The sequence below is a fragment of the Streptomyces sp. MA5143a genome (genome assembly GCF_900290235.1).
Classification (GTDB): Bacteria; Actinomycetota; Actinomycetes; order Streptomycetales; family Streptomycetaceae; genus Streptomyces.
The window spans coordinates 27,700-41,785 of sequence record NZ_OLMK01000112.1 but is presented as its reverse complement, the minus strand read 5'-3'; the positions used below and the strand labels follow the sequence as shown (position 1 = coordinate 41,785).

Here is a 14,086-nt window from a genome sequence, read left to right as displayed (position 1 = left end):
GCGGCGGTGGTGGCGGGGGCCTTGTCGTTGGACGACGGTGCCCGGGTGGTGGCGTTGCGTTCGAAGGCGATCCTGGCCCTGTCCGGCGAGGGCGGTATGGCCTCCGTGCAACTCCCGGTGGTGGAGGTGGAGCAGTTCGCCCCGGTGACGGACGGCCGGGTGGAGGTGGCTGCGGTCAACGGTCCTTCCTCGGTGGTCGTGGCGGGTACGCCGGAGGGTCTGGACGAGGTGATCGTCGAGGCGGAGGCGCGGGGCGCGCGTGCCCGGCGGGTCGAGGTGGACTACGCCTCGCACTCCGTACAGGTCGAGCAGTTGGGGGAGGAGATTCCGGCGGTCCTGGCGGACATATCGCCCACGGGGGCCTCGGTGCCGTTCCACTCCACGGTCACGGCGGGACGGTTCGACACGGCCGGGCTGGACGCCGGGTACTGGTACCGCAACCTGCGGTCGACGGTGCGGCTGGAGTCCGTGATCAGGGGGCTGGTGGAGGCCGGCCATCGGCTCTTCGTCGAGGTCAGCGCGCACCCCGTCCTGGCCGGTGCCGTGCAGGAGACGGCGGAGGCGGCCGGTCGGGACGTGGCCGTCACCGGGACCCTGCGCCGGGACGACGGCGGCCTGGAGAGGCTGCTGCTGTCGTTGGCGGAGGCGTATGTGCACGGGGCACCCGTCGACTGGCGGGTGCGCTTCGCGCCCGTCGGAGCCGACCCCACCCCCGACTCCCGCGTGCCTCACGTCGATCTCCCGACGTACGCCTTCCAGCATCGCCGCTACTGGCCCGAGACGACGGCGGTCGCCGCCGGCAAGGGCCGCGCCGTCGACGACTGGCGCTACCGGGTCGTATGGCGACGAGGCACCCTCCCCGACGGCGAGGGCCCGCGCCTCGCCGGACGATGGCTGCTGATCGCCCCCGAGGCATCCCACATGGAGAGGGACCCCGGCGCGAGCCCCCGGGCCGACGTACCCACGACGGCCGAGGGCCGGATCGCCGCCGCGCTACGGGCGGCCGGAGCCGAGGTGACCCTCGCGGCGCAGGCGGCCCCCGGCGACTACGCGGGCGTGATCGCGGTCCCGCGCTCCCTCGGCGACGCAGTGACTCTGCTCCGTGACCTCCGTGCCGCTGATGTGACGGCGCCGTCGTGGTGGCTGACCGAGGGTGCCGCCCCGGTCGTCGCGGGCGACGTCGTCAGCCCGGAGGCGGCCCAGCTGTGGGGGCTGGGACAGGTGGTGGGCCTGGAGCACCCGGACCGGTGGGGCGGGCTCGTCGACCTGCCGGCCGACTGGACCGAGGACACGGGGCGCAGGCTGGCGGCCGTACTCGCCGCGGGGCGCGACCACCGCACCGGCGAGGGCGACGACAGCCGGGCCCGCGCCGCCCTCGGCGACACGGCCCTCCAAGGTGCCGTCGGCGTCGAGGACCAGGTGGCCGTGCGTGAGTCCGGTACGTACGTACGGCGGCTGGTGCGGGCCCTGTCGGGCGGACGCCGGCCGGAGCAGGTCTGGGAACCGCGCGGCACCGTCCTCGTCACCGGTGGTACGGGCGGCATCGGCGCGCACGTCGCCCGGTGGCTCGCCGCCGAGGGCGCGGAGCACCTGGTGCTGACGAGCCGCCGCGGCAGGGCGGCGCCCGGCGCCGTCGACCTCGGCCGGGAACTGGAGGCACGGGGGACACGCGTGACGTTCGCGGCGTGCGACGTGGCGGACCGCGACGCCCTGGCGGCCGTACTGGCGGACATACCGCAGGAGACCCCCCTCACCGCGGTCGCCCACGCCGCCGGTGTGGCGACCTTCTCCGACGTGCTGTCCATCGACGGGGACGAACTCGTCTCCGGTACGGCGGCGAAGGTGGAGGGTGCCCGTCATCTCGACGAGCTGACGGCGGGTCTGGATCTGGACGCGTTCGTGCTGTTCTCGTCGGGGGCGGCGGTGTGGGGGAGCGCGGGCAACGGTACGTACGCGGCGGCCAACGCGTATCTGGACGGGCTGGCGTACGAGCGGCGGGCGCGGGGGCTGACGGCCACCTCCGTCGCCTGGGGCGGCTGGGCGGGAGGCGGCATGCTCCAAGGCTCCGAGTCCGTCGCCGGACAGCTGGAGCGTATGGGGCTGCGGCAGATGCAGCCGGAATTGGCGATCGGGGTCATGAGCGAGGCCGTCGGACAGGGCGAGACCGCTCTCACCGTCAGTGACATGGACTGGGAGCGGTTCGCACCCGTCTACGCGCTCTCGCGACGCCGCCCCCTCATCGAGGAGATCCCCGAGGCCGCCCGAGTCCTCCACGGCGGGGACCCGGCCGACGACACCGCGACGGCCGACACCAACGCCGCCGCCCGGTTGCGCGAGAGCCTCGCCGGGCTCACCGACCTCGAACGCCGGGACTCTCTCCTGGACCTGGTCCGCGAACACGCGGCGGCCGTCCTCGGTCACGCCTCCCCGGACGCCCTCACGCCCGACCGGCCGTTCAAGGACCTCGGCTTCGACTCCCTCACCGCCACCGAACTCCGCAACCGGCTCAACACCGCCACCGGACTGCGGCTGCCCGCGACCCTCGTCTTCGACCACCCCACCCCCACCGCCCTCGCCGGCCTCCTGCACGACGAACTCCTCGGCGGCGCACCGGACGACCCGATGGACGCCCTGCGCGTCCAGCAGGAGCTCGACCGCATGGAAAAGGCACTCCTCCCGGCGGTGACCGCGCCCGACATGGACCCCGGCACCCGAGCCGACGTAGCACAGCGACTGCGTGATCTCGCGGCCCGGCTCAGCGGCACCGACCCGGACGCCCCACCCCGGACCGCCGACGGCCTGGAGGCCGCCACGGACGACGAGATCTTCGACCTCATCGACCGCGACCTGGGCGTCGGCTGACGCCGGCACCGCCCGTCCTGTCCCGCCCCACCCTGCCCCGCCGCGCCCACCCGCAGCCGGGCGACCTCGTCGCGCCGCGCACGGCCCCCGCCGTCCGCGGCCCGCGCAGGCGCCCCCACACCGATCTGGAGTCGACCATGACCGAGGACAAGCTCCGCACGTATCTGCGGCGGGTCACGGCAGAGTTGCAGCAGACCCGCGACCGGTTGCGCGAGTCCCAGGACCGGTGGCGTGAACCCCTGGCCGTCATCGGCATGGCCTGCCGTCTGCCCGGCGGCGCCGATTCGCCGGAGAAGCTGTGGCGCCTCGTCGCCGACGGCGTGGACACGGTCGGCGGCCTGCCCACCGACCGGGGCTGGGACCTGGACGACCTGTACGACCCGGACCCCGACAAGCCGGGCAAGACCTACACCCGCGAAGGTGCGTTCCTCTACGAGGCGGGCGATTTCGACCCCACGTTGTTCGGCATCTCGCCCCGCGAGGCGCTGGCCATGGACCCGCAGCAGCGCCTGCTCCTGGAGACCTCCTGGGAGGCGATCGAACGCGCCCGGATCGACCCTCTCTCCCTGCGCGGCAGCCGCACCGGTGTCTTCGTCGGCGGCCTGCCCACCGGCTACGGAGCCCTCCTGATCGACTCCGAGGAGGACCAGGGGTACGCCATCACCGGCGGCACCGGCAGCGTCATGTCCGGCCGTGTCTCCTACTCCCTCGGTCTTCAGGGACCGGCGGTGACCGTCGACACCGCCTGCTCGTCCTCTCTCGTCGCCCTCCACCTCGCCGCCCAGTCGCTGCGTCAGGGCGACTGCTCCATGGCCCTGGCCGCCGGAGTCGGCATCCTCGCGACCCCGGCCGGCTTCGTCATCTTCGCCCGTCAGCGCGGTCTCGCCGCCGACGGCCGCTGCAAGGCGTTCGCCGACGCCGCCGACGGCATCGGCTGGGGCGAGGGAGCCGCCGTCGTCCTGCTGGAACGCCTGTCGGACGCTCGGCGCAACGGTCATCCCGTGCTCGCGGTGGTTCGTGGTTCGGCGGCGAATCAGGACGGTGCGTCGAACGGTTTGAGTGCGCCGAACGGTCCTGCTCAGCAGCGGGTCATCCGGCAGGCTCTGGCGAGTGCCGGCCTGTCGCCGTCGGAGGTGGACGCGGTGGAGGCGCATGGTACGGGGACGCGGCTGGGTGATCCGATCGAGGCGCAGGCGTTGTTGGCGACGTATGGTCAGGATCGTGAACGGCCGTTGTTCCTGGGGTCGTTGAAGTCGAACATCGGTCATACGCAGGCGGTGTCCGGAGTCGCTGGTGTGATCAAGACGGTGCTGGCTCTGCGGCAGGGGTTGTTGCCGAGGACGTTGCATGTGGATGAGCCGTCGAAGGAGGTCGACTGGTCGGCGGGGGCGGTGGAGTTGCTGACCGAGGCGCGTGTCTGGCCGGAGACCGGGCGGCCGCGTCGGGCCGGGGTGTCGTCGTTCGGGATCAGCGGCACCAACGTTCATGTGGTGCTGGAACAGGCCCCGGAACCCGACGACACGGCGGAGTCCGCGCCGACGCACGAGGACCGGCCCCACACCGGACCCACCCCCTGGACGCTCTCCGCAGCCACCGAGGCGGCCCTGCGCGACCAGGCCCGCCGCCTCCTGGACCACGCCGCCGCACACCCCGACCACACGGCCCCCGACATCGGACACTCCCTCGCCGTCACCCGCGCCGCCCTCGCGCACCGCGCCGTCGTCCTCGCCGACTCGCGCGACGGCCTCCTCGCCCGCGTACGGGCCCTGGCGGACGGCGACGACGCACCCGGCGTCGTGACCGGCACGGGCACGAAGGGCAAGGCCGTCTTCGTGTTTCCGGGTCAGGGGTCGCAGTGGGTGGGGATGGCGGTGGAGCTGTGGGAGACCTCGCCGGTGTTCGCGGAGCGGATGGGGGAGTGCGAGGAGGCGTTGTCGGCGTATGTCGACTGGTCGCTGCGCGAAGTCCTGTCCGACGAGGCTGCGTTGGGTCGGGTGGATGTGGTGCAGCCGGTGTTGTGGGCGGTGATGGTGTCGCTGGCTGAGGTGTGGCGGTCGTACGGGGTGGAGCCGGCGGCGGTCGTAGGGCATTCGCAGGGGGAGATCGCGGCCGCCGTCGTGGCCGGGGGGCTGTCCCTGGTGGACGGAGCGCGGGTGGTCGCCCTCCGGTCCCAGGCGATCCTGGCCCTGTCCGGCAAGGGCGGCATGGCCTCCGTACGACTTCCGGCCGATGACGTACGCACGATGACGCCCCTCCTCGACGGCCGGGTCGAGGTGGCCGCGGTCAACGGCCCCTCCTCGGTGGTCGTGGCCGGTACGCCCGAGGGCCTGGACGAGGTGATCGTCGAGGCGGAGGCGCGCGGCGCACGCGCCCGGCGCATCGCCGTCGACTACGCCTCGCACTCCGCTCATGTGGAGGACATCCGGGAGGAGCTGGCGGAGGTGCTGGCGCCCGTGGTGCCGGTGTCCTCGAAGGTGGCGTTCCACTCGTGCGTCACCGGGGGCCGCTTCGACACGGCCGGACTGGACGGCGGGTACTGGTTCTGCAACCTGCGGCAGCCGGTGCGGTTCGAGGAGACGACGCGGGGGCTGCTGGAGCAGGGACACGGGCTGTTCGTGGAGATGAGCCCGCACGCCGTGCTGACGGGGGCGGTGCAGGAGACGGCGGAGGCTGCCGAACGCGACGTGGCCGTCACGGGCACCCTGCGCCGGGACGACGGCGGCCTGGAGAGGCTGCTGCTGTCGTTGGCGGAGGCGTATGTGCACGGGGCGCCCGTCGACTGGCGGAAGTGCTACGCCGGGACCGGGGCCCGGACCGTCGACCTGCCCACCTATGCCTTCCAGCACCGGCGCTACTGGACCGACACGCCCGCCGCGACGGGCGCCGCCGTCGGTCGATCCGTGGACGGCTGGCGCTACCGGGTGGCCTGGCGGCGGATCACCCCGACGGCCGCCGCCCCCCTGGAGGGCCGCTGGCTGCTGGTCGCCCCCGGCGGTGACGGGGGCGAGGTCGCCGAGGCACTGCGGACGGCCGGGGCCGAGGTGGAGGTGTCCGGCGTGCCCGCCACCGGGCTCGACGGTGCCTACCGGGGGGTCGTCTCACTGCTCGACTCGGCAACCGACGCCCTCGCACTGACACAGGAGTTGGACGCAGCCGGAGCGCGGGCGCCGCTGTGGTGGCTGACGCGCGGCGGGGCGGCCGTGGCGACGAGCGACGACGTGCGCGGGACGGCCGCCCAACTGTGGGGGCTGGGACAGGTGGTGGGCCTGGAGCACCCGGACCGGTGGGGCGGGCTCGTCGACCTGCCCCGGGTGTGGAGCGAGAGCACGGCGGAGGTGCTGGCCGCCCTCCTGGCGGGCTCCGCGGGGCCCGAGGACCAGCTCGCGATCCGGGGGTCCGCCGTCTACGCGCGGCGGCTGGTCCGCGCCCCGCTCACCGACCGAGGCCCCGTCCGCCCGTGGAAGCCACGCGGCACCGTGCTCATCACGGGCGGCACCGGCGGGATCGCCGCCCATCTGGCCCGTCGGCTGGCCGCCGAGGGCGCCGAGCACCTCCTGCTGCTCAGCCGGCGCGGCCCCGAGGCGCCGGGTACCGGGGCACTCGCCGAGGAACTGCGGGCGCTGGGCGCGGAGGTGACGTTCGCGGCATGCGACGTGGCGGACCGCGACGCCCTGGCGGCCGTACTGGCGGACATACCGGGGGAGACCCCCCTCACCGCGGTCCTCCACACCGCCAGCTCCCATTCCTACGGCCCGGTGCTCGACGTCGGGCAGAGGGAGTTCGCGGACGGTACGGCGGCGAAGGTGGAGGGTGCCCGTCATCTCGACGAGCTGACGGCGGGTCTGGATCTGGACGCGTTCGTGCTGTTCTCGTCAGGGGCGGCGGTGTGGGGGAGCGCGGGCAACGGTACGTACGCGGCGGCCAACGCGTATCTGGACGGGCTGGCGTACGAGCGGCGGGCGCGGGGGCTGACGGCCACCTCCGTCGCCTGGGGCGGCTGGGCCGACGGGGGCATGCTGTCCGGATTCCCGGCACTCGCCGACCAGTTGGAACGGATGGGCGTACGGCCCATGCGGCCGGACTCCGCCATCGACGTGCTGTGGGAGGCCGTCGAGCAGGCGGAGACCACACTCACCGTCAGCGACATGGACTGGGAGCGGTTCGCCCCCGTCTACGCCCTCGCCCGGCGCCGTCCGCTCATCGAGGAGATCCCCGAGGCCGTCCGCGCCCTGAACGGCGAACGGCCCGGCGCCGACCGCGCCGACGGCACCGCAGCCGGGCAGCTGCGCGGCACCCTCGCCGCCCTGAGCGAGCCGGAACAGCGCGCCACACTGCTGGAGTTGGTGCGTTCCCGTGCCGCCGCCGTGCTCGGCCACACGGACGCGGCGGAGGTCGCCGCCCACCGCCCCTTCAAGGACCTCGGCTTCGACTCCCTGACCGCCACCGAACTCCGCAACCGGCTCAACACCGCCACCGGACTGCGCCTGCCCGCCACCCTCGTCTTCGACCACCCCACCCCCACCGCCCTCGCCGGACGGCTGCGCGACGAACTTCTCGGCGGCGCCGACGCCGCGGGCACGGCACCGGCCGTACGGCGTACCACGGACGACGACCCGCTCGCCGTCGTCGGCATGGCCTGCCGCTACCCCGGTGGCGTCCGCGGCCCCGAGGACCTGTGGACACTCGTCACCGAGGGCCGCGACGAGATGGGCGACTTCCCGACCGACCGGGGCTGGGAGGCCCTGTCGCTGTACGACCCGGGACGCGATACCACCCTCGCAGGACAGGGCGCCTTCCTCTACGACGCCGGTGACTTCGACGCCGAGTTCTTCGGCATCTCCCCACGCGAGGCCCTCTCCATGGACCCGCAACAGCGGCTCCTCCTGGAGACCTCCTGGGAGGCGATCGAACGGACCGGCATCGACCCGCTGTCGCTGCGCGGCAGCCGCACGGGCGTGTTCGTCGGCGGCACACCCCAGGAGTACGGCGCCCTGCTGATGAACTCCGCCTCCCTCGCCGGAGGTTACGCGCTGACCAGCTCGTCCGGCAGCGTCATGTCGGGCCGGGTCTCCTATGTACTCGGCCTGGAGGGGCCGGCCGTCACCGTCGACACCGCCTGCTCCTCCTCCCTCGTCGCCCTCCACCTCGCCGGCCAGGCGCTGCGCGCGGGGGAGTGCGACCTCGCCCTCGCCGGCGGCGTCACCGTCATGGCCACACCGGGGGCGTTCGCCGAGTTCGCCAACCAGGGCGGCCTCGCCGCAGACGGCCGCTGCAAGGCGTTCGCGGACGCCGCCGACGGCACCGGATGGGGCGAGGGCGTCGGCATCGTCGTCCTGGAACGCCTGTCGGACGCGCGCGCCAACGGGCACCGCGTCCTCGGCCTGGTCCGCGGCTCGGCGGTGAACCAGGACGGCGCCTCCAACGGCCTCACCGCCCCCAACGGGCCCTCCCAGCAGCGCGTCATCCGCGCCGCGCTGGACGGGGCGGGCCTCACTCCGTCCGACGTGGACGCCGTCGAGGCCCACGGCACCGGCACCCGCCTCGGCGACCCCATCGAGGCCCAGGCCCTGCTCGCCACGTACGGCAGGGACCGCGACGCCGAACGGCCGCTGTGGCTCGGCTCCGTCAAGTCGAACATCGGACACACCCAGTACGCGGCGGGCGTCGCCGGCGTCATCAAGACGATCATGGCTCTGCGGGCGGGCACCCTGCCGCGCACCCTGCACGTGGACGAGCCGACCCGACAGGTCGACTGGTCCGCCGGCGCCGTACGCCTCCTCACCGGCAACCGGCCCTGGCCCGAGACCGGCCGACCCCGCCGCGCCGCCGTCTCGTCCTTCGGCATCAGCGGCACCAACGCCCACCTCATCCTGGAACAGGCCCCGGAAACAGCGCCGGACGAGGCCCCCGGCGACACCCCGGCCGACCGGCCCCCCGTCCCCGCGGACGCGACCTCCACCGGTCACCCGTACGAGACGCCCGCGTCCGGACAGCCGGACATGCCGGTCCCGCCCGGACAGTCGGCCCCGGCGGTCGCCCCCGCACCACCGGTCCCGGCGGTCGCCCCCGCACCGTCGGCCGTCGTCGGCGCACCGGTGCCGTCGGAGCCCCGCCCCGCGGCCGTGGTGCCCTGGCTGGTCTCCGGCCACACCGAGGCCGCCCTGCGCGCCCAGGCCGCGCGGCTCCTCGCCCACCTGGACTCGCGGACCGGGGTCGCGCCGCTCGACATCGCCTGCTCCCTGGCCACCACCCGCGGCGCCCTCACCCACCGCGCGGCCGTCGTCGCCGACGCCCCGGCCGCCCTCCTCGCCGGGCTCCGCGCGCTCGCCGACGGCGACCCCACGGCCCCCGACGTCGTCCGGGGCACCGCACGGGAGACCCCGCTCGCGGTGGTCTTCCCCGGACAGGGCTCCCAACGCCCCCACATGGGCCGCGACCTGTACGAGCGTCACCCCGTCTTCGCCGCCGCCTTCGACGAGATCTGCGCCGCCTTCGACCCGCTGCTCGACCGTCCCCTGCGGGACGTCGTCTTCGCGGACGACTTGGAACGGCGGACGGAACTGGACCGGACCGCATACACCCAGCCCGCCCTGTTCGCCGTGGAGACCGCGCTCTACCGCCTCCTGGAGAGCTGGGGCGTCCGTCCCGACGTGCTCATCGGCCACTCCGTCGGTGAACTCGTCGCCGCCCATGTGGCGGGAGTCTGGTCACTGCCCGACGCCTGCCGTGTGGTCGCCGCCCGCAGCAGCCTCATGCAGGCGCTGCCCGCCGGCGGTTCGATGCTCGCGGTCGAGGCCGACGAGACCACGGTCGTCGCCGTGCTCGCCGCCCACCGGGACCGCCGGATCGGCATCGCCGCCGTCAACGGGCCCACCTCCGTGGTCGTGTCCGGGCCGGAGAACGCCATCCTCGACGTGGCGGCCGAGTTCGTCGGACGCGGCCACCGCACCCGGATGCTCACCGTCAGCCACGCCTTCCACTCCCCGCTCATGGAGCCCATGCTCGCCGACTTCGCCGCAGCCCTGGCCGACGTCGAGTTCCACGAGCCGGTCCTGCCCCTCATCTCCAACCTCACCGGTGCCCCCGCGGCCGTCGGCGACCTGCGCGCCCCCGGCTACTGGGTGCGCCACGTCCGGAACACCGTCCGTTTCGCCGACGGCGTGCGCACCCTGCTCGACCGGGGAGTGCGCACCTTCCTGGAAGCGGGTCCCGGCGGTGCCCTGACCGCCATGGCGGCGGCGACCGCCGCCGAACACACCGAGGACACCGTGACCTGCCTCGCCACCCTCCGCGACGCGGACCGCGACGAGGCGGACGCCCTGGTCACCGCCCTCACCCGCCTCGCCGTCCACGGCACCCCCGTCGACTGGCGGGCGTACTACGCGGGCAGCGGCGCCCGCACCGTCCCGCTTCCCACCTACGCCTTCCAGCACCACCGGTTCTGGCTGCGCGTGCTCGGCACCGGCACGGGCGGCGGCCGGGACGCCTCCTCCATCGGCCTGACCACCGCCGGGCACCCGCTCCTCGGCGCCGTCACCGACTTGCCCGGCACCGGCGGACTGCTGCTCACCGGCCGCCTCGACCGCGCCGACCAGCCCTGGCTCGCCGAGCACGCGCTCGGCGGCGTCCCGGTGCTGCCCGGCACCGCCCTCGTGGACCTCGCCCTGCACGCCGGCGGCCACGTCGGGTGCGACACGCTCGACGAACTCGTCATCCACGCCCCCCTGCCGCTGCCCGAAAGGGGCGGAGTCGCGGTCCGGCTCACCGTCGACAGCGCGGACGACGACGGGCGGCGCCCCTTCACCCTCCACGCCCGGCCGGAGACCGCCTCCGACGACCCATGGACCCGCCACGCCTCGGGTGCGCTCGCCCCCGCCCCCGCCGGGGCGCCCGCGGCCGGCAGCACCGTGTGGCCGCCGCCCGGCGCGCGCCCCGTCCCGCTGGACGACTTCTACGCCACGACCGCCGCGGCCGGCCTCGACTACGGTCCCGTCTTTCGGGGCCTGACCGAACTCTGGCAGGCGGACGGCGCACTGCACTGCCACGTCACCCTGCCCGACACCGCCGAGCGGGGCGCCGACGACGAGAGTGCCGCCGACGACGGGAGCGCCGACGGCTTCACCGTCCACCCCGCCCTCCTCGACGCCGCCCTCCAACCACTCGCCCTCGGCATCCTCGGCGCGGACCGGCCCGACGGCACGGCCGTCCCGGCGGGCCTGCCGTTCGCCTGGTCCGGCCTCCGGGCGTACGCGACCGGCGCGTCCGCACTGCGGGTCCGGCTCACGCCCACCCCCGACGGGGCCGTCACCGTACGAGCCACCACCCCCGACGGCCTGCCCGTCCTGGACATCGACGCCCTGACCCTGCGCGCGCCGTCCGCCGTCCCCGCGGCCCCGGCCGGCACCACCCCCCGAGCCGAGCCGCTGTACCGGCTGGACTGGCCGACGGTGCCCCCGGCCGCCGAACCACCGTCGGCGACCGGAGGATGGGGTCTGCTCGGCCTCGACCCCCGCGAACTGCGTCCCCGGCTGGCCGCGGCCATCGGCCGGGACGTCGTCCCCTACCTCGACCGGGACGCCCTCACCGACACGATCGACACGGGTGTCCCGGCGCCCGCGACCGTCCTCCAGATCTGCGACCCGCCCGGCCGGGGCGACACGGCCGCCGACGCCCACGCGGTGACCCGGCAGCTGCTCGACACCCTGCGCCCCTGGCTCGACGACCAGCGGCTCACCGGCACCCGTCTCGTCCTCGCCACCCACGGCGCCGTCACGGCCGCCCCCGACGACCCCGGTCCGCTCCCCGCCGCCGCAGCCGTCTGGGGCCTGGTCCGAGCCGCCCAGTCCGAACATCCCGAGCGCCTCGTCCTCGTCGACCTCGACGACGACACCGCGTCCCTCGCGGCCCTGCCCCGAGCCCTGGCGACCGGCGAACCCCAACTGGCCCTCCGCCACGGGATCCCCCACGTCCCGAGGCTCACCCCCCTGCCGCCGCCCGAGGACCCGGCGGCCCGACAGACCCCTCCCGCGACCGCCGATGCCCCGGTCGCGGGAGGCCCCCACGCGGAAGGACCGGCGGTGACCCCGTCGTCCGGGACCGCCCCGTCACCCGAGCCGGGCGCGTCCGGGGCGCCCGGACCCGAAAAGGTCAAGTCCGCGGCGCCCCCGCCGCCCATGGCCGCCACCCCCCGGGCACCCCTCCCCGGCACGCCCTTCGGCCCTGACCGTACCGTCCTGATCACCGGTGCCACCGGTGCCCTCGGTGCCCTGGTGGCCCGTCATCTCGTGGCCCGGCACGGCGTGCGGCATCTGCTGCTGGCCGGCCGCCGGGGGCCCGCCGCACCCGGCGCGGACGAGCTGGCGGCCGAACTCGCCGAGGCCGGTGCCCGGGTCACCTGGGCGGCGTGCGACGTCGCCGACCGCGAGCAGCTGGCCGGGCTGGTGTCCGGCGTGCCCGTCGAACACCCCCTCACCGCCGTCGTCCATCTCGCCGGGGTCGTCGACGACGGGCTGCTCGGCGACCTCACCGCGGAGCGGCTCACGGCGGTGCTGCGCCCCAAGGCGGACGCCGCCTGGCAGCTGCACGAGCTGACCCGGGGCCTCGACCTCACGGCCTTCGTGCTGTTCTCCTCCGCCGCCGGTGTGCTCGGCAGTCCGGGCCAGGCCAACTACGCCGCCGCCAACGCGTTCCTCGACGCCCTGGCACAGCACCGCCGCTCGCTCGGTCTGCCCGCGCTGTCCCTGGCCTGGGGACCCTGGCAGGGCGTCGGCGGCATGGCCGACGCGCTCACCGCCGGTGAGCGGCCCCGACCGGGGGCGGACGGAGTACGGCCGTTCACCGCCGCCTCCGGTCTCGCCGCCCTCGACCGCGCCCTGGCAACCCCCGACGACGCCCTGCTCGTTCCCCTCGGGCTCTCCCCGGGTGCCACCCCCGTCCCCGCCGACCGTGTCCCCGCCGTCCTGCGGTCCCTGGTGCGCGGCAGCGCCCCCCGGCGGACCCTTGTCCGCGGCACCGGCCGCGCGGACGCCTCCGCCCTGGCCGCCCTCGCCCCGGCCGACCGGGGGACCGCGCTGGTGGAGCTGGTGTGCGCGGAGGCCGCCCGGGTCCTCGGGCACAGCGGCACCGACGGCCTCACCGCGGACCGTGCCTTCGGTGAACTGGGCTTCGACTCGCTCACCTCCGTCGAACTGCGCAACCGGCTCGCCACCGCCACCGGCCTGCGGCTGCAACCCACCCTGGTCTTCGACCACCCCACCCCCGGCGACCTCGCCGCCGCCCTCGACCGGCAGCTCACCGCCCCGGCGGCGGCACCCGTGCGGGCCGCCGCCCCGGCCGACCCGACCACGGCCGTCGCCCAGGCCGTGGAGTCCCTCTACCGTCACGCCGTCACCGTCGGCCGCTACGACCAGGCCGGGAAGGTCCTGATGAACTCCGCCGGCCTGCGCCCCGCGTTCACCTCGGCCGACGCGGTCGGCAAGGCACCGGCCCTGGTCAAGCTCGGTGACGGAGGCCGCCACCCCGCCCTCGTCGGGCTGCCGTCCACCTCCGTGTGGGCCAGCGACCAGGAGTTCGTCGCCCTGGCCCGGCCGCTGCGCGGACTGCGCGACACACACTCGCTGATGATGCCGGGGTTCGTCTCCGACGAACTGGTCGCGGGAAGCGTCGAGGCGGCCGTGGACCACGCCGCCCGCACCATCGCCCGCACCCTCGACGGCGCCCCGTTCGCCCTCGCGGGCCGCTCCTCCGGAGGTTCCCTCGCCTACGCGGTGGCCACCCGCCTCGAGGAACTCGGCACCCCCGCCGTCGGCGTGGTCATGCTGGACACCTATGTGGCCGGCACCCCGCAGACCGACTACATCGTCCACGCCATGGAGTCCCGCTCCCTCGAACGCGAGGCGGAGTTCGGCCGGATGACCGGCCTCCGGCTCACCGCGATGGCGTCGTACTTCTCCCTCTTCGAGCCGTGGCGGCCGCGCCCCATCGCCACACCCGCACTCCTCGTCCGCGCCTGCGAACCCATCGCCGTCGACGCCGACGACCTGAGGGAGCGCCCCGAGGAGTGGCAGTCGGTCTGGCCCGTCCCCCTGGACGTGATCGACGTCCCCGGTGACCACCACTCCATGATCGAGGAGCACGGCGGGACCACCGCGAGGACCGTGCACGACTGGCTGACCGCGCACGGCGCCTGAACGACGAGGGCGGGGCCCGGGGAGAACCTCTCCCC

General features: G+C 75.1%; 2 protein-coding genes. Both read left to right on the top strand.

The window, feature by feature from the left end; all coding sequences use genetic code 11:
* The coding region (locus SMA5143A_RS37460) for a type I polyketide synthase (protein WP_146194015.1) at positions 1 to 2,862 on the top strand (2,862 nt) is incomplete at its 5' end.
* Positions 2,863 to 2,999: 137 nt separating this feature from the next.
* The gene (locus tag SMA5143A_RS37455) at positions 3,000 to 14,051 is read left to right on the top strand and encodes a type I polyketide synthase (protein ID WP_107467267.1); all 11,052 of its coding nucleotides are present in this window, start codon (positions 3,000 to 3,002) and stop codon (positions 14,049 to 14,051) included.
* The last annotated feature ends 35 nt before the right edge of the window (positions 14,052 to 14,086 follow it).

Excerpts from the sequence above, each read along its gene's own strand:
- SMA5143A_RS37455 (WP_107467267.1), top strand. The coding sequence starts at position 3,000 with ATGACCGAGGACAAGCTCCGCACGTATCTGCGGCGGGTCACGGCAGAG.